The sequence below is a fragment of the Pseudoclavibacter sp. CFCC 13796 genome (assembly GCF_008831185.1).
Classification (GTDB): domain Bacteria; phylum Actinomycetota; class Actinomycetes; order Actinomycetales; family Microbacteriaceae; genus Pseudoclavibacter_A.
On record NZ_WBKD01000001.1, the window covers coordinates 1,065,835 to 1,088,736 of the forward strand.

Here is a 22,902-nt window from a genome sequence, read left to right on the forward strand (position 1 = left end):
AGCGATCATCCGGGCCACGTTCGCGATGCCGTTCCGTTCCCGCGTTCACGATACGAACAGAGGTCGAGATGCAGACGAAAGACAGTACTTCGCAGAATCAGGGCTCAAACGAGCCCGCTCAGCAGCAGGTGAGAAGGCGACCGCTGCGCAAAGACGACGTGGTGATCGTCGAGAAACGGCCGATGAAACAGGCTATCGGCGGCACTGTGGTCGGTAACTTCATGGAATGGTTCGACTTCGGCATATACGGCTATCTGGCCGTCGTGATGACGCACGTCTTCACCGAGGGGCTGCCTCAGCAGACCGGTCTGATCATCATGCTCTTGGGCTTCGCCGTGAGCTTTCTGGTTCGCCCCCTCGGTGGGCTCGTGCTCGGGCCGCTGGGCGACCGCATCGGTCGTCAGAAGGTGCTTTTCATCACGATGGGCATGATGGCTCTGGCCACCGCTCTGATCGGTCTGCTGCCCACCGCGGCGCAGATCGGCCTGTGGGCGACGGTGCCGCTGTACCTGCTGAAAATGGTGCAGGGCTTCTCGACCGGCGGCGAATACGCAGGTGCGACCACCTACGTCTCGGAGTTCTCGCCAGACAAACGACGGGGGTACTTCGCCTCGTGGCTTGACGTCGGTTCGTACCTGGGGTTCGCCGCAGGCGCGGCCACGGTCGCGATCACCACGGTCATCGCCGAATCGGCGTGGGGTGAGCAGGCCATGGTCAACGGCGGCTGGCGCATTCCGTATCTCGTCGCGATTCCGCTGGGAGCCGTCGCGATCTATCTGCGCACGAGGATTCCCGAGACGCCGCACTTCGAAGACGAGCAGTCGCAAGAGAGCGAATCGACGACCAACGATCCCATGTTCCAGCGGCTGGGCATCGTCGGCATCATGCGCAACTACTGGCGCGAGGTGCTGATCGGCATCGCGATCGTCGCGGCGACCAACACCGCAGGCTACGCGCTGACCAGCTATATGCCCTCCTACCTGGAGACCGAGGTGGGAACCACCCCGACGATGGCCGCGGCTGCGACCGTTCCCGTGCTCGTGGTCATGTCGCTGTGCCTTCCCCTGATCGGTCGTCTCTCAGATCGCATCGGTCGCCGACCGGTCTATGGCATGGCCGTGATCTCGACGCTGGTGCTGATGGTGCCCGCATTCATGCTCATGCACGTGGGCACTTTCTGGGCTATTCAGGGCGCGCTCGTCCTGGTCGCGATTCCCGTCGCGTTCTACGTCGCGATCTCTGCGGCCACGCTGCCGGCACTCTTTCCGACCGCCTCACGCTTCGGCGCGATGGCCATCTCGTACAACGTCGCCGTGGCGCTCTTCGGCGGCACCACCCCGGTGTTCTCGCAGGGGCTCATCGCGCTGACCGGCAACCACTACATGCCAGCGTTCTACATCATGTTCTTCGGCCTGCTCGGCGGCATCGCGATGCTCTGCATGCGTGAAAGCGCGAAGCGCCCGCTGCTGGGCTCCATGCCGACGGTCGAGACCGAGGCCGAGGCACGACGCCTGGTGCGAGACCAGAAAGAGAACCCGTACATCGACACCCGCACGATGCCCCTGCAGGTCGTCGACGGATCAGCTTCGCACGAGAAGACCTCTCAGAGCTGATCTGAACCCGGCCGCCGCGCCTACCGGTGCGTGATCAGAGCCGTTCGACCCTGGCACGCGGCCGAGCCCCGAGCGCCGCTGCCAGGGCCTGATCGTGCGCGTAGAGGCCCAGCCCTCGCCGCGCACGCGTGAGCAGTGTGAGCAGGGCATCTCGCAGAATGCGTTCGCGAGCCTGCTCGACGTCGCCATCAGACCAGCCTCGGGCACGCAGCGCGGTCACCCCGTTCAGGGCTGCGCGATCTTCGTAGCGCTCGGGCAGCATCCGCAGACGCCCGTCTGACGACAGCGCCACAGACGGGCCGAGCAGCACGCCGGCCCAGTCGAGATCGAGGCCCTGCACCGTGTAGACCGAGCCGACCTCATCGACGGTGTCGGCTCGTGTCGTCCAGGGCTCCGGCTCATCTGGGCGGTAGCGATCCCAGCGAATGTGCAGGCCCGGCTCATCGATGAAGTGATCGCCGCCATCGAGCGTGTACGGGTAGTCATAGGTCGAGAGCATGCGGGCTGAGCCCTCGCCATCGTGGCTGCGGATCGCACGGTAGAGCGCCCCGGCGTCGTCAAAGACACGGATGCCGAAGTCGCCGTCGCCTGCGGGCGGCGGTTCGACGGGTGCTTGCCCCGAGACCGTGCGGTCGATCCAGTCGCGTACCGCCAGTGAGGCTCCCATGCGGTGCTGGCGTTTCAGCTCGCCGCGTTCGACGGCGGCACGGCCGATCACCTCGTCGAGCAGCTTCGGCGTCCACTGTGCGCGCATGCGCAGCACCTGAGCGTCGTCGTAGACCACGATGGTGACGTGGCTCGCTGCGATGATATCGGCGAGCTGGTTGCTCCCGTGAAAACGGGTGTACGGATCGGGGCGGGTGAGCAGCAGATGTGCCTCATCGACCAAAGCGACGTCGGCCTGCTTCGCTTCGTCGCGGGCCGCAGCGTTGATGAAGGGCGTCGGCCGCAGCACTTGGGCTTTCCGCAGCACAGGAGTGCGCTCGGCGAGCTCGCGGTAGCGTCGCCACATCTCGGCATGATTGACGAGCATGCGGATGCGCCCGTGTGCCAGCGGGGCAGGCGCCTGCGCAGAGCGGGCGCGTTCGGTCAGCGCGATCAGCAGGTGTGAGAGCAGCACGCTCTTGCCGGTGCCGGCAGCGCCCTGCACGAGGAACACTGCGGGACGCTGCGACGTCGACAGGCAGCGATCGGTGAAAGCGATGATGCGGTCGAAGAGCCGCTGCTGGTCGTCGTCGAGCGGAGCCAGCAGAGAAGAGGGAGTCACAGTGGGTGAGTGTAGCCCCGTGCCGCATCGGCGTCGAACGAGTACAGTGCCGCTATGACCTCACAGACCGCACGCAGCCTGCGTGCCTCGGCAGCCATGATCGGAGCCACCCTGTTCTGGGCGGTGCACTATCAGCTGAGCGCCTTCGTACTGCAGGGCATGTCGGCGGTCGGGCTCACTTTCTGGCGCTGGGCGATCGCCGCCGTGCCTCTGCTGATACTGGCCCAGCTCATCGAGCACCCCGACTGGCGAGCGGTGGTGCGTGCGCTGCCACGGCTGGTCGTGCTCGCCCTGCTGGGGCTGGTCGGCTACAACCTGCTGCTCTATGCCGCGCTGCACTTCACCACTCCGGTCGGCGCGTCGCTGGTGAATGCGGCGAACCCGGCGCTCATGGTGCTGCTGTCTGTGGTGCTGGTCGGGCAGCGGGTGTCGAAGGCCGGTGTCTTAGGCATCGGGCTGAGCCTGGTGGGCGTGGTCGTGGTGCTCACTCGCGGTAGCTGGCAGACGCTCGCCGGGCTCGACTTCAACGTCGGGCAGCTCATCATGCTGGGAGCCATTCTGGTGTGGAGTCTCTACACGATCTACGGGCGCGTGCCCGGCGTGCGGCCGATCACGTCGACCGCGGTGCAGGCCGTGCTGGTCTGCGTGATGCTCGGCCCCTTCGCCGTGGTGCAGCAGGCCGGGCTTCCACTGGAGGCGCCTGGCACACTGTGGGGGCTGATCGTGATCGCGCTGCTGCCCTCGGTCGCGTCGTACCTGCTCTGGAACAGCGCTGTGAGCGTGGTGCCTTCGTCGACGGCGGCGATCTACCTCAACCTGATCACGGTGTTCGTCGTGCTGATCGGTCTCGCCCTCGGCCAGCCGCTCACCGTCTCGGCTGCGCTGGGCGGCATCCTCATCATCGCCGGTGTCGTGATCACCAGCTTCGCCGCGGCCCGTCGTGGCACGCTCGCCCAGACAGCCCAGACAGCCCAGACAGCCCAGACGGCCCAGACGGCCCAGCCCTCAGTCGATGACGGTGCCGCCGATCATCGAAAGTGACATCGCGACGACGCCGATGGCCAGCGTGCGAACGACTGTGTGCAGCACGCTGGCATGCCCACTGCGGGCCACCACCGCAGAGGTGACGAGCAGCGCGATGACCACTGAGGCGAACGTGACGACCGTGTGCGCCTGGTCGGGCACGAGCAGCACCGACAGCAGCGGGACGAACGCCCCGACGACGAAGGCCAGACCGCCGGTGATGCTCATGCGCAGCGGGCTCAGATGCAGGTCGTCTTCGGTGAAGCCCAGCTCTTCGCGCACATGCGCACGCACTGGATCGTCACGACTCAGCTGCTCGGCGACACGTCTGGCGAGCGCTGGTTCGAGCCCGCGCTCCTCGTAGATCGCGGCGAGCTCCTGCAGCTCGGCTTCGGGATGCAGCTCGTGCTCCAGCCGCTCTTTGTGCAGAGCCGCACGAATCGCGTCGCGCTCCCAAGCGTATTCGTGATACATCGCGCTCGCGGCGCCGAGACCGCCCGCCACGACGCTGCCGACCAGTGCGACCATGATCACATCCTGCGGCTGATCGGTCACGTTGAGACCCTGAGCGATGCCGGCTGCAGCGACGATGCCGTCGGTGGCGCTGACGGCCAGACGTCGAATCTCTTCGGCGTCGGTGTGCCCCACCGGCCGTGCGCCCTTCAGAACGAGACGGATCATGACAGCGATTCTATTCCCACTGCCTCAGGCATCGACGGGAACCTCACGGTGGCGTTCGGGCAGGGCGATCAGACAGACCAGACTCAGCGCCATCGCCGCCACGAGAAAGATCGAGATCGAGACGGTGGTGCCGGTCGCGACCAAGAGCCGGTTCGCGATCAGCGGGGAGAAGCCGCCACCGAGCGCCGCGCCGATCTGAAAGCCCAGGCCGATGCCTGTGTAGCGCTGCGCCGGTGCGAACAGCTGTGAGAACCAGGTGAGCATCGGGCCGAACATGATGCCGGCGATGACGAATCCGATCACGATCGCCATGGCGGCGTCAGCCGACGAACCAGCGGTGAACAGCGAGAACATGGGAAAGGCGTAGAGCGCGAGCAGCACCGCTCCGGTCAGGATCACCGGCTTGCGGCCAACCCGGTCAGAGATCACGCTGCTGAGCAGAATCGTCACGGCGTGCCCGAGGCAGCCGAACAGCGTGCCGGTCACCAGCACGCTGCGCTCGAGGCCGAGCCCGTGCTGGGCGACCGGCTCGGTGCCGAACGAGAGCAGAAAGGTGAAGAGCACATACTGAAACGCGTTGAAGCCGAACATCACGCCCGCCGCTCCGAGCACGCGACCCCAGCTGTGCCTCAGCGTCTCGGCGATGGGCCGTTTCGCGACTTTGCGTTCGCTCTGCAGCTGTTTGAACACGGGCGTCTCGTCGACGTGCAGACGCGTGACCAGGCCGACGACGAGCACGAGGCCGCCGAGCAGGAACGGGATTCTCCATGCCCACGACACCACGACATCCTGCGGCAGCAGCAGAATCAGCAGAAATGACAGGTTCGCAAGCCCTGCGCCGATGGGCGACCCCAAGGTCACGAAGCTGCCGTACAGGCCGCGCCTGCCCTTCGGTGCGTGCTCGATCGCGATGAGTGCCGCACCGCTGACCTCGCCGCCGCGGGCGATGCCGTGCACGAGACGCAGAAAGAGCAGCAGCAGCGGGGCCGCGATGCCGATCGTCGCGTGGCTCGGCAGCACACCCATGAGAAACGTCGCAGCACCCATCAGGGTGAACGTGGCGATCAGGGTGTTTCGGCGGCCCAGCCGGTCGCCGAAGTGACCGAAGAGCAGCGCGCCGATCGGCGCCATCAAGAACCCGACCGCAAAGGTCACGAACCCGAGGAACGCCCCGAACCACGGGTCGTCGACGACGAAGAACACCTTGTTGAACACCAGCGAGGTGGCTGTGGCGTAGAGCGCGAAGTCGTAGAACTCGAGTGCCGTGCCGACTCCCGAGGCGAGGGCGAGGCGACCGAGCAGGCCGTGACGAGGCTGCGTCGCGGCAGGCGGGTCATCGGGCAGGTGCAGCTTCGGTGATGGCTCGTGGGTTGTTCGCTGATTCACTGTGATCTCTCTGTGCATGGGGCCGATCTTCTGATCGGATTCGGGGCCGTGCCGCCGATGAGAGAGAATCGCACAGATGCGAAAGGCCGCTCGATCGGCGGCCTGAATGTGTGCGCGGTGCGCGGGTCAGTGCCGTCGGAAGGACGGCCACCACCAAGCGCTGCGCGAGAACTGCATGGCCATGACTATACACCCGGCCGAACGCGCCGCAGCCTCCGGTGCGCTGTCGTCGGGCAGACGTCTGCGAGACAATGGGCGCATGCGCATCAGCGAACCGACTTCGGGTCACCTCTATCTGCCCCCGCTGCAGCACCCTCGTCGCACCATCGGTCGGCGCAGCTTCGATTTCTCTCGCCAGATCGCGGTGATGGCGATCGTCAACCGCACACCCGACTCGTTCTTCGACGAGGGGCGCACCTTCGCACTCGATGCGGCCGTCGAGGCGGCGATGGATGCGGCGCGGGCCGGTGCCGACTGGGTCGACATCGGCGGGGTCAAGTTCGCCCCCGGGCCAGAGCTGCCGGCAGACGACGAGGTCGCACGGGTGCTGCCCGTGGTTCAGGCGGTGGCGCAGAGCAGCGACGTGGTGATCTCGGTCGACACCTTTCGGCACGAAGTGGCCGAAGCGTGCATCGAGGCCGGTGCGGCGGTGGTCAACGACACCACCGGGCTGCACGATCCCGACGTCGCACGAGTGGTCGCCGACAGCGATGCGACGCTCGTGATCACGCACAGTCTGGCCCAGCCTCGCACGCCGTTTCCGCATCCGCACTACGACGACGTCGTGGCCGAGGTGACGACTTTTCTGCGCCATCGCGTCGACCGGGCGGTCGAACTCGGCGTGCCGATCGAGCGCATCGTGATCGACCCCGGGCACGACCTCAACAAGAGCACCCGGCAGACGCTCGAGCTCACCCGTCGCTTCGCAGAGATCGCCGAGATCGGTCTGCCCGCGCTCGCGGCGGTGTCGAACAAAGACTTCATCGGCGAGACACTCGATCGGGACAAGCCCGACCGGCTGGCCGGGTCGCTCGCCGCGGCGACGATCTGTGCGATGCAGGGAGCCCGCATCGTGCGCATGCACGCCGCGCGGGAGTCGGTCGATGCGATGCGGCTCGTCGAAGCCGTGCTCGGGTGGCGCGAACCGGCCTACGAGCGGCACAACATCTGAGCTCTGTCACCTGCTGCCGGTAGGGTCGAAGCATGAGCGAGATCACCGAACTCATCACGACGAGCGATGCGGCGACATCGCTGAGCGACGACGACCTGCTGCGGCGCTACGCCTGGCCAGCCGGTGACGGCGTGCGCATCCGACTGAACTTCGTGAGCAGCCTCGACGGCGCGGTCACGGTCGGGGGCGTCTCAGGCCCGCTGGGCGGCGAGGCCGACCACCGGGTCTTCGACCTGCTGCGTCGCCGGGCGCACGTGGTTCTGCTCGGTGCCGGCACCGCACGTGACGAAGGCTACGGGGCGATGCGCGTCGACGACGCCTCGGCCGCGTGGCGCGAGGCACACGGCCTGTCTCGGCATCCTGCCTTCGCACTGGTCTCGGGCCGGGCCGATCTCGACCCGGGCAGTGACGTCTTCGTGAGCGCGCCGACCCGACCGATCGTCTTCACGCTGGCGAGTGCCGACGCCGATCGTCGCGCTGCGCTCGCCGAGGTGGCCGAGGTCGTCGTCGTGGGCGAGACAGAGATCGATATGACGCGGCTCGTCGCCGCGCTGCGCGCACGGAGTCTCTGCGATGTGCTGTGCGAGGGCGGCCCTCATCTGGCATCGGCGCTTTTCGACGCCGATGCGGTCACCGAACTGTGTCTGTCGCTCGACGCCCTCGTCGTCGGCGGCGACGGCCCGCGTCTGACGCACGGCGTCGCAGAGTTCTCCCGGCGCTTTCGTCTCTGCGACGCTCTGCGTTCAGACGATCTGCTGCTGCTCAGATATCGCCGGGCCCGAGACTGACCTCGCAATCGATCGACAGGAGGCCATCATGCCGACGCGACCAGAGCATCCGCCGACAGCAGAGCGCGACCACAGCGAGGCACCCGACACACGCACGATGACGTGGCGGCGTCGCAGCCGGCGCACCGCCGTGCTGGGCGCACTGCTGTGCACGGTGCTCGCTCTCAGCGGGTGCGTCGGGCAGCAACGAGTCAACGACGCCCGAAGCATCGACCAGCTGATCACCGGGCTGCCGGGCGTCAACAGAGAGAAGAGCGATGTGAGGTTCAACTCGGGCATCGACTCAGGCAGCAGTCTTCAGGTCGACCTTGCCTTCGACTCGACGGCGACACCTGAGCAGACGCAGCAGGCAGTCGCCCAAGTGCAGCAGGCGATCGATGACTCGTCGCTGCACGACGTCATGTACGGCAGTCTCTCGGTCGAACTCGGTGACGTCGATTCGAGCATGAGGTTCTCGCTGCCGCTCGAGGTCGACGAGGCCGGCATGCGTGAGCTTGTGCAGACGATGAGCGGGCGGCCAGAGGCCAGAGTTGATCTTTCGCGTCTGCACTCATCGCGATATCGCAGCGATCGGCCCGTTGCAGATTTCAGTCAGACGCTGCGCGCCGACACGCTCGGTCAGGCTGTTTCGCAGCTGACATCGACCTTCAGCGCATTGCAGCTGCAGCACGTCGATGTGCGAGATGCCGCCATCACCGTGATGCGCCCGGGGTACGCGACGTATCAGCAAGAGGGCCGGATCGCAGGCATCAGAGCAGACGAGCCCGGCCTGTGGAATGACGGCTACGTGCAGCTCTTCGGCGACCTTGACGCCGTGCTCGAGGGGCTGCCAGCGGGCATCGTTCGGCGCCCGTCGTGCACGCTGACGTCAGGGCAGGCGTCGAAGCCGGCGACCGGGCAGACAACAGAGCCGGCGACAGAGTGCCGCTTCGAGTTCTACTCCAGCGACGGGCAGACGGGGGTGAGAGGTCTTGACGCCGACGAATTCTGGCAGCAGACGATCGCTGCCATCGAGCAGGTGTTCGCGAAGCACGGAGGCGCCTACACTCTTGACGCCACCGTCGAGGGGAGGTCCTACCCGATGCAGTCGTCAGGCGGTTCCGCGTCTGCGCACGAGAGCGCTTCGCCGTCACCCCGGTAGCGGGTGCTCGCCGCGTCGCCTCGATCGGCTGTGTGATCGGAGAGACGACACGAGCGTGTTAGCCTACAACTTTGGAATGTCTGCCTTCGACTTCTCGTTGTCGAGGGTGAGAGCGAACGAGGTATAAGGGCATGAGTGTGTCATCCGAGCGTGCGGCCGACGACGCCCAGACGTCGTCGGGAGGTCACCGGAGCACCTCGGAACAGGCCGCCGCTGCGCAGCCTTCGCCGACACCTGCGGCTCGTCCCGGCACCGATGCCGCGATCGCCTCTCGGCATGCCGGGGAGTCGCTGCGCGATGTGATCGCGCGCTATTACTCGCTGACCAAGCCAGGGGTGCTCTATGCGAACGTGCTGAGCGCCGTCGCAGGCTTTCTCTTCGGCAGTCAGAACGGCGTCGATTTCTTCTCACTCGTGATCGTCACGGTCGGCACGACGCTGATCGTCGGCTCGGCGACCGTGCTCAACAACGTGCTTGATCGCGACATCGATCAGCGCATGGAACGCACCAAGAAGCGGGCGACCGTCACCGGGGGAGTGCAGGCCAGAAGAGCGACGATCTTCTCGATCGTGCTGGGGCTGCTCGGCGCTGCGGTGCTGGGCCTCTGGTCGACGCCGCTGGTGCTCGGCCTCGGAGTGTTCGGCTTCGTCTGCTACGTCTGGCTCTATGGAGCGACCTCGAAGCGCATGTCGTATCACGGCACTCTGGTCGGGTCGGTTTCGGGCGCGGTGCCCATTCTCGCGGGCTATGTGGGGGCCACAGGGCGTGTGGATGCTGGGGCCGTACTGGTCTTTCTCGCGCTGTTCTTCTGGCAGATGCCCGAGTTCTACTCGATTGCGATCTATCGGCGCGAGGAGTACGCGGCCGCAGGCGTTCCTGTGATCACCGTGGTGAAGGGCGTGCCGACGACCATCGTGCACATCTTCGTCTACACAGTGCTGTACGTTGCCAGCGTGGTGCTGCTCGGCGTGCTCGGATTCGCCAGCCTGACCACCACCAGCGTGTTGGGGCTGCTCGGCGTCGTGTGGATCGCGATCGGCGCGCTCGGCTTCACGACCTCAGACAAGATCGCATGGTCGCACCGCATGTTCGGGTTCTCACTCGTGTCGATCATGGCGCTGTGCATCATGCTCGGTCTCGATCCCTGGCTGCCGTAGCCGTATCGGCCCTCGCAGCGGCAGATCTGCGCGGCGAATAGAGTGATGCCATGGCCATCGCACTCAGCACGTCGCAGATCGCAGCAGCCCGGATCTCTGCGCAGCTGCTCGATGCGGCCGCTGATGAACCGATGCATTCGCCATGCAGCGCGTCTGCGTCGGCAGAGACGGCGGCTGCACAAGGCACATCCACGGCTTGCGCCGCGAGCGCAGATGACGTTCTCGAGGCTGCTGAGCATCTGCTCGCGTTGCAGGGGCAGAACTTCTTCGCCGCTCAATGGGCCCTGGCTCTTCGAACGGGGGCTGCAGCCCAGACGATTCAGGCGGCTTTCGACCAGGGGCTGATCGTGCGCTCTTGGCCGATGCGCTCGACCGTGCACCTCGTGGCGGCGGCAGACATCGGCTGGATGCAGCAGGCCACGAACCACCGCGTGCTCAAAGACTGGCCCAAGCGCCGTGCGCGTTTGCACCTCGATCTCGCCGTCGTCGATCAGGTGCGTGAGATCACGCGCCAGGCTCTGGCAGGCGGGCGGCGGCTGCATCGAGATGCCCTGATACAGGTCTGGCAGGATGCCGGGGTCGAGATGCGAGCGGGCTGGTCGTACCACCTGGTGTGGGCGCTCAATCAGCTCGGCGAAGTGGTGTTCGGGCCGATGAGCGACAACGGGCGTGATCTCGATCTGGTGCTGGCCGACGAGTGGATCGTCTCGCCGCGGGTGCACGAAGGAGACGAGGCGTTGGCCGAGCTCGCCCGGCGCTACATTGCCGGTCATGGCCCTGCGACTGCAGCAGATCTCAGCTGGTGGACGGCTCTGACCGTGCGAGAGAGCGGCAGGGCGTTGCACCTCGCCGCGTCAGACGATGCGGGTCAGCCGCTCGTGGAATGCGTCGGCCCCAATGACGAGGGGCTGTGGGCGACCGAGAGGCAGCTGCAGAGAGCGCTGGGCGAAGACGGGACGACGGGGCGCACTGGAACTGATGCTCGCGCGGTGATCTTGGCGCTGCCTGCCTTCGACGAGCTTCTGCTCGGCTACAAGGACCGTTCGGCCGTGCTCGACCCGAAGTTCGGGCCGCTGGTCATGTCGAAGAACGGTCTGGGGCAGCCCACCGTACTGAGTGACGGTCGCATCCGTGGTGTGTGGAAGACCAAGACCGCTGAAGTCAGCCTGTTCGCTGGCGAGAAGATGAGCACGCGTGGTTCGGCAGCGCTCAAGCACTCGATGCAGGCCTACGGACGTTTCAGCGCGGGAAGCGACTTGGCGGAGCGATAGCGGAAGTGTGCCGAGAGGGGGGGCCGAATAGGCTGCGGCATTTGAGCATCTGCGAGAGGAAAGGCTGCAAGAAAGGCTGACAGCTGGTGGGCGTGAACGGATGAAACCCGATTCTGCCTTGATATCTCTAGTGCTGGGGTACCTGGACTCGAACCAAGAATAACGGTACCAGAAACCGTCGTGTTGCCAATTACACCATACCCCAAGGGCAGTTGCGCATCCGTGTGCACGTTTGCGAACCGAGAGTCAACGATAGGACATTCTCATCCAGAACACAACTCGGGCTCGAAGAGGTGCTGCTCAGCGCCTTACGATGGGGGAGTGACCACGACCCAGCCTGCAGTTTTCGAGCGCCTCTCGGTCAAACAGTGGCGGGTGCGCGAGGCTCGACACCGGCAGCGCGCAGATCAGCTCACCGCTGGCTGGCGCAAGCGCCGGCAGACGGGCGAGGCCAACGAGGTCGAAGACTTCCTCTTCACCTACTACTCGTATCGGCCTGCGCTGCTGCGGCGCTGGCACCCTGGCGCAGGCATCAGACTCGAAGGGGCATCCGCCGAACCGCGTGCCCAGTGGCGCTGGTACGCGACCGACGAGGCCGACGTGCTTGTCGATGCGGGTGCCTTTCTCACCGAACGCGCAAGCACGGTCGGCTTCGTCGAAGGCCTGCTGCGCCGCACCGCTGCACGCCGCGCCAAGCTGGGATGCTCCTGCCTGCACGAGTGGGCGATGGTCTATGGCATGCGCGACGGGCAGGAGCGGCACACGAAGCTGCCGCTGCGCTTGGGTCATGCCGGTACCGATGCCGTGGTCGAGTCGAGCCGCATCGAGTGCACGCACTTCGACGCCTTCCGCTTCTTCACACCCGTCGCCCGACCGCTGAACGCACTGCAGCCGACGCGCGAGACGCAGACGGAACTCGAACAGCCGGGCTGTCTGCACGCGAACATGGATCTCTACAAATGGGCCATGAAGCTGGGCCCGATCATTCCCGGCGAGCTGCTGATCGACACATTCGAACTCGCTCGCGAGGTGCGAGATCTCGATATGCAGGCATCGCCCTATGACGTGCGTCGTTTCGGCCTCGAACCGGTGCGCATAGAGACGCAGCAGGGGCGGCGGGAGTTCGCCGTGCGACAGCAGAGCTTCGCGTCACGAGCCAACGTGCTGCGAGAGCGCATGCTGCAGGCGATCGCGCGGGCGCGGCAGGCGGCGTCGGCGGATGCTGTGGCGAGCCCGCCTGCAGCATCCGGGCCGGGGGAGTCGATCAGTGCGCGTCGACGCCGATGAGCATGCCGACGGCGTAGGTCACGGCCACGGCGATGAGGCCGAGCAACAGCTGGCGTGCCGCCCCTCTGAACCAGTTGCGCCCTGAGACCTTGGCGGCGATGCCGCCGGCGAGCAGCAGGCCGATGCAGCCGGCGATCAGGCCGGTCATGAGCGAGCCGATGCCGAAGAGGTAGGGCAGAATCGGCACGATCGCTCCCATTGAGAAGAACAGGAACGAGAGCAGGCCCGCGGCGACGGGTGACGGGCGATCATCCGGGTCGATGCCGAGCTCCTGCATGAGATGCACGTGCACAGTGCGGGTCGAGACCGACGTGCTGTGAATCTCGGCGGCGGCGGTGTGTGCGGTCTGCTCGCTCATGCCCATCTGCTGGAACTCACGTGCGAGTTCGGCCTGCTCGCCGACCGGGTTGCGCTTCTGTGCGGCCACCTCGATGGCAATCTCTTTGTCCAGCTGCTCGTTCTGGCTGCGCACCGAGGTGAACTCCCCGAGAGCCATCGAGAACGCACCGGCCAGCAGGCCCGAGATGCCGGTCAGCAGCACCACGTGGTTCGAGGCACCGGCTGCGCCGATGCCGGTGATCAGTCCGATGTTCGAGACCAGGCCATCCATCGCACCGAAGACCGAGGCACGCAGCCAGCCGCCGCTCACATTCGCGTGTGTGTGGTCGTAGGTGTGCGGATTGGTCGGATCGATCACCGTTGCCGCTGCTGACATGGAGTCAGGCCTCCTCGTGAGAACTGGTCTTCTGGGTGCGGATGCTGCTCGCAATGGGTGCCATCGCCGCGTCTGAAGGCCACAGTAGAACGAGAGATCGGGTCAACACCACCGTCATCTGGGTGTTCGGCGGTGAGAACTTTATCGATCTGCAACGTCGAATCCTGACGTCGGTGCGGTGGTGCGGCTAGGGTGGAGGGCGACAGACTGGAAAGGAACCGCAGTGACCGCAGAGGTTACCGGCTTGCTCCCTAGCGTCTCGCTGATCATCCCGGCGTACAACGAGGAAGAGCGCATCGAGGCGTGCCTGCGGGCGGCGATCGCACAGACCGTGCCGCTCGACGAGATCATCGTCGTCGACAACCGCAGCACCGACGGCACCGTAGACACGGTGCGGCGCGTGGCTCGACAGCACCCGAATCAGGTCGTCCGTCTGATCGCTCAGAACGAGCGACAGGGGCTTATACCGACTCGTGACGCCGGGTTCGACGCCGCCACCAGCGATGTGCTCGGACGTATCGACGCAGACTCGCTGCTGGCTCCGGAATGGAGCCGCGAGGTGCGTCGTGCCTTCCGCAACCAGCACATCAGCGCACTCACCGGCCCGGTCATGTACTACGACATGCCCTTCCGTCGTTTCGGCCTGCGCGCCGACGATCGGTTTCGCAAGCTGCTGATGCGACTGAACCGAGAATACCGGTTCGTCTTCGGCAGCAACATGGCGGTGCGGGCCGATGTCTGGAACCTGATTCGCGACGAGGTGTGCCCCGATGAGGGCGATCTGCTGCATGAAGACATCGACCTGTCGATTCATCTCGCCGAGAACGGGCTGTTCGTGGGCTACGAGTCGAACATGGTCTGCGGGATCTCGGCGCGACGAATGGACTCTAAGTTCCGCGACTACAGCGACTACGTGCAGCGCTTTCGCCGCACCTACCGCGCGCACAGCCTCAACCGCGGCCTTGAGCGCATTCCACAGGCCGTGCTCTACATGATCTATCCGTCTCTGCACGGGCTGCGACAGATCAGACATCTCGGCGCAGAAGACATCGAGCGCAGCAGTCTGCCGAGCGTGCCTGTGCTCAGCCGTCGTTGAGCGCGACAGCGTAGTCTGGGCAGCATGATCGACGACATCAAGAAGCGCGCTCTGCATCGCGTGCGCATCATCGAGGGGCAGCTGCGCGCCATCGAGCGTCAGATCGAAGACGAAGACTACTGCGTCGACATCGTCACACAGTCACTTGCTGTGCAGCGGTCGCTCGCCTCGTTGAACTCGCTTCTCGTCGAGAACCATCTGCGCACCCATGTGCCGCATATGCTGCAGGCCGGGGGAGACGAGCGCGAGCGTGCCATCGACGAGATGGTTCGTCTCTACGGCATCAAAGGTCGAGCCGACTGAACCCTGCGGGCGCAGACGACACGCCCGAAACATGCGCCGGAATTGGTGTGCACGGTCGAATCTGTGGCATAATCATCTGGTTGCTTACAGACGGCCCCATCGTCTAGCGGCCTAGGACATCGCCCTCTCACGGCGGTAACGCGGGTTCAAATCCCGCTGGGGTCACCAGAGCTCAAGGCTCGTATTCAGTCACTCGGCTGATGCGGGCCTTTTGCATTGCCGTTTCCCTCCTTCCGACTGCACATGTTCGCCTGGCGAATGTCTGTGTGTCCGGCCGATACGAAGAAATGGAGCTGCGATGGCGCAGACGACGAAGTCAGGCGTGAGCGCGTCGGTCTCGGCATCGGTGATGTTCGGTCTGATCTCGCTGCTGACCAGCGAGCTGTCGGCGTTCACCTCGGAAGAGGTCACTGCGTGGCGGATCGTCTGCATCGTCGTGCTGATGGCAGTCTTCTTCACGGTGCACCGGGACTGGGACGCCATCGGGCGCCTGATCCGCCGCATCCTCCATGATCCCCGCCGCATTGTGGTGCTGCTGGGCTGCTCGGCTATGGTGACCGCACAGATTTGGGTGTTCATTTGGGGGCCGATGCACGGGCACGCGCTCGACGTCTCGCTGGGCTACTTTCTGATGCCGCTCGTTGTGGTCGCCGCCGGCCGCTTCCTCTTCAAAGATCGTCTCGACCGCTGGCAGTGGGTGGCCGTCGCGCTCGCGGCCGTCGCCGTGATCATCGAAGTGCTCATCGTCGGCGGGTTCTCGTGGCCGACCGCGCTGGTGGGCTTCGGGTATCCCGTCTACTTCGCGGTGCGCCGCGCAGCAGGTATGGACGATGTGCGCGTGTTCTGGCTCGAGATGCTGCTGGCTGCTCCGTTCGCACTCTGGCTGCTCTCTCAGGGGGATGTCGCAGGCACGCTGGCGCGACAGGCCGGCCCGGCCTGGTGGTCGTTCGTTATGCTCGGCGTGCTCAGCGGCGTGGCGATGATGCTGTACATTCTCGCCAGCGGCCGACTGAACCTCACTCTCTTCGGCATGCTCAGCTACCTCGAGCCGGTGCTGCTCTTCGCCGCGGCGCTGCTGCTCGGGGAGCAGCTGCTGACGGCTGATCTGTTCGTCTACACCGTCATCGCGGCGGCCTTGGCGTGCATGCTCATCTCTGGGCTTCTCCCGCTGCTGCGGAGAGGTCGTTCGGGTCGTCTGCTGCGCTGAGCGCCAGCCAGACTTTTGTGCGCGCCTCGAAGGTGTCGAGGTCGAGATCGAGCAGAGAGGCTGCACGAGCGACTCTGTTGCGCACAGTGTGCCGGTGCACGTCGAGACGCGCTGCGGCGGCCTCGGCCTGGCCGTTCTCTTCGAGCCAGACGCGCAGCGTGCGGCGCAGTTCGGCGCCCTCTGACGCATGGCGCTGATCGAGGGGTGCCAGGAGCTGTGCTGCCACGACCTCGAGCATCGATCCGCGCAGCAGCGTGGGCCAGCCGGCATCGGACAGATCGTCATAACGGACGACCGCTCCCGGATCAGCGTCTGCGACGACGCGCCGCGCCTGCTGAATGAGTCGGCTGAGCGGCAGATTCGTGCTGAGCTGTGAGATGCCGGCCCCGACGTGTTCGCGCAGGCAGATGTCCAGCACCGCGTCGAGGTTCTCAGCCGGTGAGACGATGGTGGCCCGGCCGTCGCGCAGCCCCCAGAAGATCATGCAGTCGCGCTGCATGCGATCGAGTGCGTCGACCAAAGCGGTCGTGGTGTCGTTCAGAGCGATCACTGTGCGCTCGCCCGCCGGAAGGGCCTCGTTCCAGAGCCGTTCTGCGAGTCGATTGGCCAGGGCGATGCTTCCTGACGCGGCGATCTCGATGACGCCGTCGCGCAGCACATGCTGCTGTCGATTGATCGTTCGGTTGAACTCCAAGGTGATGCCGGTGAGCGCCAGAACCGACTCGACGACGTCCAGCTGTACGCCGTCGAGTCGGCTCACTCCGCTGAGCACAAGCATGCCGGAGAGTTTCGGTGGCGCACCGATGGTCTGCACGATGAACTCGGCGCCATCGGCGCTGATGCGCGCGGCCGAACGCGTGCCGCTTCGAGTCAGACGCTCCATGGCGTCTGTGAGCTCCTGCAGCTGAGAATGGGGAAGCGGACGCTGTCTGGCCGAGCCCATCAGCTGCCCGGAGCTGTCGAAGATGGCCACGCCGCAGTTCAGCTGCTTGGCGAGCTCTTGCAGCAGGTCGCCCAACCGGTTCGACCGCATTGCTGCTCGGGAGATGGCGCGCTGAGCGTCGAGCCCCCACTGAATGTGCTGCTGGTGTTCGTTGTCGAGCAGGTCGTCGGCCTTGCGGATCACCGCGAGGAACGGCACGTGATACGGCACCTCGACAAGCGGCAGGCCGCGCCTGCGGCAGGCGTCGACCAACCCCTCGGGGGGTTCCGCCCACGTGAGGCCGGTGCCCAGACCCATGCCTACGAGACCGCCGTCGCGCAGTCGAGCCACGTACTGGTCGTAGTCGAATCCCTCGACGCCGAACTGTGCTCCGTCGGTCAGGAGCATCTGGCCTGCCGGAAGAAAACGCATCGGGTCCACGAGGTTGGAGCTGTACACCCATTCGAGCGGAGCATCGAGCAGCTCGACCGTTTCGGCGCCCGTCTCGTCACCGACGACGGGGCGCAATGCCAACTCACTGATACCGAGCAGGCGACGTATGGTGACAGGCATGGACAAATTGTACATTGAAAACTAGTTGAATATCCGCAATGTACATGCCAAATAGCGACGTTGTGACCGTAATGTCAATGTCAGAAAAGTGCATTCCGGCACCTTCAGCTCGAACTGCCCAACGTCGGGCTCGCCACGTCTGCGGCGCGCCATCGACATCGGTATCTGTCGCAAACGAATGGAGTACGTCTCATGACTGAACAGAGCATCCCCGTCGGCGGGCCCACCCTCGCCCAGCACCGCAACCTTGTCACCGAGATTCCCGGCCCGAAGTCGCGTGCACTGCACGAGCGCAAGGTCGCCGCAGTGAGCGCCGGCGTCGGCGTCATGCTGCCGACCTACGTCGTCGCCGCGGGCGGAGGCGTGATTCTCGATGTCGACGGCAACACCCTGATCGACTTCGCCTCAGGCATCGCCGTCACCGGTGTCGGCAACTCGGCTCCAGAAGTCGTCGACGCCGTGCAGCACCAGGTCGCACAGTTCACGCACACGTCGTTCGCCACGGTTCCATACGAGTCGTACATCGAGGTCTCAGAGCGTCTGAACGAGCTGACCCCGGGCAGCTTCGAGAAGCGCACCGCACTGTTCAACTCGGGTGCCGAAGCAGTCGAGAACGCAGTCAAGATCGCGCGCAGCTTCACCGGAAAGGACGGCATCGTCGCCTTCGACCATGCCTTCCACGGGCGCACAAACCTCACCATGGGCCTGACTGCAAAGGCCGCGCCGTACAAGAGCCACTTCGGCCCGTTCGCGAACGAGCTCTATCGGGTTCCCGGTTCATACCCGTATCGTGACGGACTGACCGGCGAAGAGGCTGCGAAGCGCACGATCAGCGCCATCGAGAAGCAGATCGGTGCCGACTCGGTCGCCGCGATTCTGCTTGAGCCGATTCAGGGTGAGGGCGGCTTCATCGTTCCCGCCGAGGGCTTCATGGCAGCACTGGTCAAATGGGCGCACGAGAACGACGTGCTGTTCATCTCTGACGAGATCCAGACCGGTCTGGCACGCACGGGGCGACTGTTCGCCTCGGAGTACGAAGGCATCGAGCCCGACCTCGTCACGACCGCCAAGGCGATCGGCGGAGGCCTGCCGCTTTCGGCGGTCACCGGCCGTGCCGATGTGATGGATCACCCACAGGCCGGCGGCATCGGCGGTACCTACGGCGGTAACCCGGCAGCCTGTGCGGCAGCGCTCGCCGTCTTCGACAAGGTCGTCGACGAGAAACTGGCCGACCGTGCCCTGCACATCGGCGAGGTCATCACGAACCGTATGCACGAGCTGCAGCAGAGCGATCCCCGTATCGGCGAGGTGCGCGGTCGTGGCGCTCTGCAGGCCATCGAACTGGTGCACCCAGAGACCAAGGAGCCGGACGCCGAGCTCACGCATAAGATCGCCGAGTACGCGCACAAGAACGGTGTTGTGCTGCTGACCGCCGGCACCTATGGCAACGTTATCCGCTTCCTGACGCCGTTGGTCATCTCTGACGAGGTGCTCAACGACGGCCTCGACGTCATCGTCCAGGCGTTCAAGGAGAACTGAGCATGACCGAGCTCATCGACTACGCCCGCTCGGTCAGCGGCCTCTGGATCGACAACGAGTTCGTCGATGCGAAATCGGGAGAGACCTTCGCGGTCATCGACCCGAGCACCGAGGATGCGTTCGTCGAGGTGGCCGATGCCGGGCTGGCCGATGCCGATCGTGCGCTGGCGTCAGCGCACGAGGCGCAGATCGCCTGGGCGAAGGTGGCGCCGCGGCAGCGCGGCGAGGTGCTGCGACGTGCGTTCGAGCTCATGATCGAACGCCGTCAGCAGCTCGCCGAGCTGATCTCTCTTGAGAACGGCAAAGCGCTCTCTGACGCGCTCGGCGAGGTGACCTATGCGGCAGAGTTCTTCCGCTGGTTCGCCGAAGAGGCCGTGCGCATCGAGGGGGAGTACCTCACCGCGCCGGCAGGTGGGGTGCGCAACCTGGTCACACGCCGACCCGCCGGTGTCGCGGTGCTGGTCACACCGTGGAACTTTCCCGCTGCGATGGCCACACGCAAGATCGGACCGGCGCTCGCCGCCGGATGCGCGACCGTGCTCAAGCCGGCCGGTGAGACACCCCTGACCGCTTTGGCGATCGCGCAGATCCTCGCTGAGTCGGGACTGCCTGCCGGGCTCGTCAATGTGCTGCCCTCATCGCACACGGCTGAGATCGTCGATCATCTGCTCGACGACCAGCACGTTCGGGTGATCTCGTTCACCGGTTCGACTCCCGTCGGCAAGGTGCTGCTGCGCAAGGCTGCCGACCGTGTGCTCAACACGGCTATGGAGCTGGGCGGCAACGCCGCTTTCGTGGTGACGGCGGATGCGGACGTCGAGGCGGCGGTGGAGGGAGCGCTGACTGCGAAGTTCCGCAACGGCGGTCAGGCCTGTACCGCTGCGAACCGATTCTTCGTGCACGCAGACATCGCAGAGAGGTTCACTCGTCGTTTTATCGAGCGCGCGGCTGATCTCGCTGTGGGGGCTGGACTCGCCGAGGGCACCGATATCGGCCCGCTGGTCAACCGCAAGTCGGTCGACAAAGTGTCCGAGCTCGTCGCCGCCGCGGTGCGTGACGGTGCGACCGTCGCGTATCAGTCCGAGGTTCCTGAGACGGGGTACTACGCCCCGGTGACGGTGCTGACCGACGTGACTCCGGCATCCCCGGTGTTCGCCGAAGAGGTCTTCGGGCCAGTTGCCTCGATCGCGACCTGGTCTGACGAGGATGCCCTCATCGAATCGGTGAACGACACCGATTACGGGCTGGCTTCGTACGTGTTCGCAGGTGAGCTGCGACATGCCGTCGACATCGCCAACCGTATCGATGCCGGTATGGTCGGCGTGAATCGCGGGCTGGTCTCTGATCCGTCAGTGCCGTTCGGCGGCTTCAAACAGAGCGGCGTCGGGCGTGAAGGCGGGCACGAGGGCATTGAGGAGTATCAGGAGACGCAGTACTTCAGCGTCGCCTGGCCCGGGGCCTGAGACGTTCGTCTGACAGCGCCGGTCGGCGTTGAGAGGCTGCGGTGCCGCAGGAGGAGAACTCCAGCGGCACCGCAGCCTTTTTCCTGTGTCAGGACGAATCAGGCCGCCTGTACAGGGCTGTACATTTCGGCCAATCAGTGGACGATTCGGCCAGTTTGCGTAACCCAGCGTTCACGTTGATGCTGCATAGACTTTTGCACGATTCCACAGAGGGGACACAGGGGATTCGAGCCGGTGCACAGCCACTCGCCGAACCTGTCCAGAAACAATCTCTTCGCCGCGGCGCGGCGAGGAATGAATAGAGGAACCACATCATGAGTTCTGAGAAGAACGAGAAGCCGACGACTCCGCCAACGGAGGCGGTGTTCACAGTCGGCGAGCTTGACCGTGCCGAGCCGGAACCACGACTGGCGGGCACGCTGAAACCTCGCCACCTCTCGATGATCGCCCTGGGCGGCATCATCGGAGCGGGCCTGCTGGTGGCGTCCAGTAACGCGATCATCTCGGCGGGCCCCGCCGTCATCATCTCGTATGCCCTCGCGGGCATCGTGATCATCCTGGTGATGCGGATGCTCGGAGAGATGGCCTCGGCGAGTCCCGACACCGGCTCGTTCTCGACCTACGCCACGAAGTTCATCGGGCCGTGGGCGGGGCTGTCGATCGGCTGGCTGTACTGGTGGTTCTGGGTGGTGGTCGTCGGTATCGAGGCCACGGCGGCAGCCAAGATCATCACGAAGTACCTGCCCGGACTGGATCAGTGGATTCCCGCTCTTGTGATCACCGTGCTCTTTCTCGGGCTCAACCTGGTCTCGGTCAAGAGCTTCGGTGAGATGGAGTTCTGGTTCGCCGGCATCAAGATCGTCGCGATCACGCTGTTCATTCTCTTCGGCATCGGCTTGGTGACCGGGATCATCCCGAGTGCGCACCAGGGCGTCGACTACGGCGCACAGGGAGGATTCATGCCGAACGGCATCTCCGGCATCTTCGTCGCGCTGCTGCCGGTCATCTTCTCGATGTTCGGCGCCGAAGTGGCCACCGTGGCCGCAGGCGAGTCGGAGCACCCTGCACACGCTGTGCGCAAAGCGGTGAACTCGGTCATCTGGCGAATCCTGCTGTTCTACATCGGATCGATCACCATCATCGTGCTGCTGCTGCCACACGACCAGGTCGTTTCGGGTAAGTCTCCCTTCGTGAGCGCACTGGAGTACGTCGGCATTCCAGGCGTCGACGTGGTCATGGACTTCGTCGTGCTGACGGCCCTGCTGTCTACGCTGAACGCATCGCTGTACACCGCATCACGCATGGCCTACTCGCTGGCCGGTCGTGGTGAGGCGCCGCGGGCATTCCGCAAGGTCAACAGGCACAACACCCCGTACGTGGCCATTTTCGCTTCGGCTATCGTTGGCCTGATCTCGGTGGTCCTGAACTACACGGTGCCCGACTACGTCTTCGCGTTCCTGGTGAACTCGACTGGTGCGACCGCCATCTTCGTCTGGCTCGTCATCGCCGTTTCTCAGCTGCGCAGCCGCCGCATGCTCGCGAAGCAGGGTGTCGTCCCGGGCAAGGCCAACGGCACCATCAAGATGTGGGGCTTCCCGTACATCACCTGGATTGTGATCGTCGCCCTGGTCGCCCTGCTCGCCTACATGACGTTCAACAAGAGTCTGCAGACGCGCATCGAGCTCTACGTGAGCCTGGTCGTCGCCGCAGTGAGCGTCGTGGCCGGTCTGATCGTGCAGCGCCGCCAGAAGCGTCTGGGGCTGCTGTCCGACGGCTCCCCGGCGAGTGCGCAGAGCACTGACGCCGAGTCGAAGTAAGGTTGCTGCCATGACAGAACTCAGCAAACCAGAGATCGACTTTCCGACCGGGCCGGCTCCTGAGAGCCTCGAGATCGAAGACATCGTCGTCGGCAGCGGTGCAGAGGCCACCGCGGCCTCGACCGTCGAGGTGCACTACCTCGGCGTCGGCTTCGAATCGGGTGAGGAGTTCGACTCGTCGTGGGGGCGCGGCGAATCGATCACCTTCCCGCTGCGCAACCTGATCAAAGGCTGGCAGGTCGGCATCCCGGGCATGAAAGTCGGCGGTCGGCGCAAGCTGATCGTTCCGCCGCATCTCGCCTATGGGCCTGCCGGCAGCGGCCACCCGCTGAGCGGGCAGACCCTGATCTTCGTGATCGATCTGCTCGACGTGAAGTGAGTCGATGAACCCAGACGGCAACGCCCGTCGTCGAGAGGCGGCGCCCCGCGGTGGAAAACAGGCGGGGCCGCGCAGCCGCCCAGCGCGGCGGGCCGAACCGGGG

Annotated in this window: 20 protein-coding genes and 2 tRNA genes; 16 read left to right on the forward strand and 6 right to left on the reverse strand. The window is 65.2% G+C overall.

Annotated features, from left to right (window positions below; all coding sequences use genetic code 11):
- The first annotated feature begins 68 nt into the window (after positions 1-68).
- Positions 69-1,613, forward strand: coding sequence for an MFS transporter (locus tag F8O07_RS04715; protein WP_158030968.1), 1,545 nt, complete (start codon positions 69-71; stop codon positions 1,611-1,613).
- A 34-nt stretch (positions 1,614-1,647) separates the two neighbouring features.
- Here F8O07_RS04715 and F8O07_RS04720 read toward each other — a convergent pair whose 3' ends face one another.
- Positions 1,648-2,880: a DUF2075 domain-containing protein gene (locus F8O07_RS04720; protein WP_158030969.1), complete on the reverse strand. Its 1,233-nt coding sequence runs from the start codon at positions 2,878-2,880 to the stop codon at positions 1,648-1,650.
- Between the two features lie 54 nt (positions 2,881-2,934).
- On the opposite strand from F8O07_RS04720, the gene F8O07_RS04725 reads away from it, so the two are divergent.
- The gene (locus tag F8O07_RS04725; RefSeq protein WP_158030970.1) at positions 2,935-3,921 is read left to right on the forward strand and encodes a DMT family transporter; all 987 of its coding nucleotides are present in this window, start codon (positions 2,935-2,937) and stop codon (positions 3,919-3,921) included.
- On the opposite strand, the gene F8O07_RS04730 is transcribed toward F8O07_RS04725, so the two are convergent.
- Both F8O07_RS04730 and F8O07_RS04735 read right to left on the reverse strand, forming a co-directional pair.
- The gene (locus F8O07_RS04730) at positions 3,886-4,584 is read right to left on the reverse strand and encodes a VIT1/CCC1 transporter family protein (RefSeq protein WP_158030971.1); all 699 of its coding nucleotides are present in this window, start codon (positions 4,582-4,584) and stop codon (positions 3,886-3,888) included. The genes F8O07_RS04725 and F8O07_RS04730 overlap by 36 nt on opposite strands.
- Before the next feature lie 24 nt (positions 4,585-4,608).
- Positions 4,609-5,970: an MFS transporter gene (locus tag F8O07_RS04735; RefSeq protein ID WP_225733182.1), complete on the reverse strand. Its 1,362-nt coding sequence runs from the start codon at positions 5,968-5,970 to the stop codon at positions 4,609-4,611.
- A gap of 259 nt (positions 5,971-6,229) precedes the next feature.
- On the opposite strand from F8O07_RS04735, the gene folP reads away from it, so the two are divergent.
- The 5 genes from folP to F8O07_RS04760 all read left to right on the forward strand — a co-directional run bounded on the left by folP (position 6,230) and on the right by F8O07_RS04760 (position 11,498).
- Positions 6,230-7,141: a dihydropteroate synthase gene (gene folP / locus F8O07_RS04740; protein ID WP_158031797.1), complete on the forward strand. Its 912-nt coding sequence runs from the start codon at positions 6,230-6,232 to the stop codon at positions 7,139-7,141.
- 32 nt (positions 7,142-7,173) lie between these two features.
- Entirely contained in the window at positions 7,174-7,929 is a 756-nt protein-coding gene (locus F8O07_RS04745) for a dihydrofolate reductase family protein (RefSeq protein ID WP_158030973.1), read from the forward strand.
- A 28-nt stretch (positions 7,930-7,957) separates the two neighbouring features.
- Positions 7,958-9,070 (forward strand): hypothetical protein, encoded by a 1,113-nt coding sequence (locus F8O07_RS04750; RefSeq protein ID WP_158030974.1) that lies wholly within the window; start codon positions 7,958-7,960, stop codon positions 9,068-9,070.
- 131 nt (positions 9,071-9,201) lie between these two features.
- Entirely contained in the window at positions 9,202-10,227 is a 1,026-nt protein-coding gene (gene cyoE, locus F8O07_RS04755) for a heme o synthase (RefSeq protein ID WP_158030975.1), read from the forward strand.
- A gap of 50 nt (positions 10,228-10,277) precedes the next feature.
- Positions 10,278-11,498 (forward strand): winged helix DNA-binding domain-containing protein, encoded by a 1,221-nt coding sequence (locus F8O07_RS04760; RefSeq protein WP_158030976.1) that lies wholly within the window; start codon positions 10,278-10,280, stop codon positions 11,496-11,498.
- A 133-nt stretch (positions 11,499-11,631) separates the two neighbouring features.
- Here F8O07_RS04760 and F8O07_RS04765 read toward each other — a convergent pair.
- A tRNA-Gln gene (locus F8O07_RS04765) sits at positions 11,632-11,703 on the reverse strand.
- Positions 11,704-11,819: 116 nt separating this feature from the next.
- Here F8O07_RS04765 and F8O07_RS04770 point away from each other — a divergent pair.
- The gene (locus tag F8O07_RS04770) at positions 11,820-12,785 is read left to right on the forward strand and encodes a 3-methyladenine DNA glycosylase (RefSeq protein WP_225733183.1); all 966 of its coding nucleotides are present in this window, start codon (positions 11,820-11,822) and stop codon (positions 12,783-12,785) included.
- Here F8O07_RS04770 and F8O07_RS04775 read toward each other — a convergent pair.
- Positions 12,763-13,500, reverse strand: coding sequence for a VIT1/CCC1 transporter family protein (locus tag F8O07_RS04775; RefSeq protein ID WP_158030977.1), 738 nt, complete (start codon positions 13,498-13,500; stop codon positions 12,763-12,765). The genes F8O07_RS04770 and F8O07_RS04775 overlap by 23 nt on opposite strands.
- A gap of 223 nt (positions 13,501-13,723) precedes the next feature.
- Here F8O07_RS04775 and F8O07_RS04780 point away from each other — a divergent pair, with 223 nt between their 5' ends.
- The 4 genes from F8O07_RS04780 to rarD all read left to right on the forward strand — a co-directional run bounded on the left by F8O07_RS04780 (position 13,724) and on the right by rarD (position 16,106).
- Positions 13,724-14,596: a glycosyltransferase gene (locus F8O07_RS04780; RefSeq protein ID WP_225733184.1), complete on the forward strand. Its 873-nt coding sequence runs from the start codon at positions 13,724-13,726 to the stop codon at positions 14,594-14,596.
- 24 nt (positions 14,597-14,620) lie between these two features.
- Positions 14,621-14,899, forward strand: coding sequence for a metal-sensitive transcriptional regulator (locus tag F8O07_RS04785; RefSeq protein ID WP_158030978.1), 279 nt, complete (start codon positions 14,621-14,623; stop codon positions 14,897-14,899).
- Between the two features lie 92 nt (positions 14,900-14,991).
- A tRNA-Glu gene (locus F8O07_RS04790) sits at positions 14,992-15,067 on the forward strand.
- Between the two features lie 130 nt (positions 15,068-15,197).
- Positions 15,198-16,106 (forward strand): EamA family transporter RarD, encoded by a 909-nt coding sequence (rarD, locus tag F8O07_RS04795; protein WP_158030979.1) that lies wholly within the window; start codon positions 15,198-15,200, stop codon positions 16,104-16,106.
- Here rarD and F8O07_RS04800 read toward each other — a convergent pair.
- Positions 16,048-17,601 (reverse strand): PucR family transcriptional regulator, encoded by a 1,554-nt coding sequence (locus tag F8O07_RS04800; RefSeq protein WP_192496640.1) that lies wholly within the window; start codon positions 17,599-17,601, stop codon positions 16,048-16,050. The two genes, rarD and F8O07_RS04800, sit on opposite strands and share 59 nt — an antisense overlap.
- A 192-nt stretch (positions 17,602-17,793) precedes the next feature.
- On the opposite strand from F8O07_RS04800, the gene gabT reads away from it, so the two are divergent.
- From gabT to F8O07_RS04820, 4 genes are all read left to right on the forward strand, one after another.
- Positions 17,794-19,140, forward strand: a complete 1,347-nt coding sequence (gene gabT / locus F8O07_RS04805; protein ID WP_158030981.1) for a 4-aminobutyrate--2-oxoglutarate transaminase — start codon at positions 17,794-17,796, stop codon at positions 19,138-19,140.
- 2 nt (positions 19,141-19,142) lie between these two features.
- Positions 19,143-20,603 carry an NAD-dependent succinate-semialdehyde dehydrogenase gene (locus F8O07_RS04810; RefSeq protein WP_158030982.1) on the forward strand — a complete coding sequence of 487 codons (1,461 nt, stop codon included), beginning with the start codon at positions 19,143-19,145 and terminating at the stop codon, positions 20,601-20,603.
- A gap of 314 nt (positions 20,604-20,917) precedes the next feature.
- Positions 20,918-22,420: an amino acid permease gene (locus F8O07_RS04815; RefSeq protein WP_158030983.1), complete on the forward strand. Its 1,503-nt coding sequence runs from the start codon at positions 20,918-20,920 to the stop codon at positions 22,418-22,420.
- 10 nt (positions 22,421-22,430) lie between these two features.
- On the forward strand, positions 22,431-22,799 hold the full coding sequence (locus F8O07_RS04820) for an FKBP-type peptidyl-prolyl cis-trans isomerase (RefSeq protein WP_158030984.1): 369 nt from the start codon (positions 22,431-22,433) through the stop codon (positions 22,797-22,799).
- Positions 22,800-22,902 lie beyond the last annotated feature (103 nt).

Bases quoted from the DNA above. Each gene is read 5' to 3' on its own strand.
- cyoE (WP_158030975.1), top strand. From the start codon at position 9,202: ATGAGTGTGTCATCCGAGCGTGCGGCCGACGACGCCCAGACGTCGTCG.
- F8O07_RS04750 (WP_158030974.1), top strand. From the start codon at position 7,958: ATGCCGACGCGACCAGAGCATCCGCCGACAGCAGAGCGCGACCACAGC.
- F8O07_RS04785 (WP_158030978.1), top strand. From the start codon at position 14,621: ATGATCGACGACATCAAGAAGCGCGCTCTGCATCGCGTGCGCATCATC.
- F8O07_RS04745 (WP_158030973.1), top strand. From the start codon at position 7,174: ATGAGCGAGATCACCGAACTCATCACGACGAGCGATGCGGCGACATCG.
- F8O07_RS04810 (WP_158030982.1), top strand. From the start codon at position 19,143: ATGACCGAGCTCATCGACTACGCCCGCTCGGTCAGCGGCCTCTGGATC.
- F8O07_RS04730 (WP_158030971.1), bottom strand. From the start codon at position 4,584: ATGATCCGTCTCGTTCTGAAGGGCGCACGGCCGGTGGGGCACACCGAC.
- F8O07_RS04715 (WP_158030968.1), top strand. From the start codon at position 69: ATGCAGACGAAAGACAGTACTTCGCAGAATCAGGGCTCAAACGAGCCC.
- F8O07_RS04775 (WP_158030977.1), bottom strand. From the start codon at position 13,500: ATGTCAGCAGCGGCAACGGTGATCGATCCGACCAATCCGCACACCTAC.
- F8O07_RS04800 (WP_192496640.1), bottom strand. From the start codon at position 17,601: ATGCCTGTCACCATACGTCGCCTGCTCGGTATCAGTGAGTTGGCATTG.
- folP (WP_158031797.1), top strand. From the start codon at position 6,230: ATGCGCATCAGCGAACCGACTTCGGGTCACCTCTATCTGCCCCCGCTG.
- F8O07_RS04815 (WP_158030983.1), top strand. From the start codon at position 20,918: ATGAGTTCTGAGAAGAACGAGAAGCCGACGACTCCGCCAACGGAGGCG.
- F8O07_RS04760 (WP_158030976.1), top strand. From the start codon at position 10,278: ATGGCCATCGCACTCAGCACGTCGCAGATCGCAGCAGCCCGGATCTCT.
- rarD (WP_158030979.1), top strand. From the start codon at position 15,198: ATGGCGCAGACGACGAAGTCAGGCGTGAGCGCGTCGGTCTCGGCATCG.
- gabT (WP_158030981.1), top strand. From the start codon at position 17,794: ATGACTGAACAGAGCATCCCCGTCGGCGGGCCCACCCTCGCCCAGCAC.
- F8O07_RS04820 (WP_158030984.1), top strand. From the start codon at position 22,431: ATGACAGAACTCAGCAAACCAGAGATCGACTTTCCGACCGGGCCGGCT.
- F8O07_RS04725 (WP_158030970.1), top strand. From the start codon at position 2,935: ATGACCTCACAGACCGCACGCAGCCTGCGTGCCTCGGCAGCCATGATC.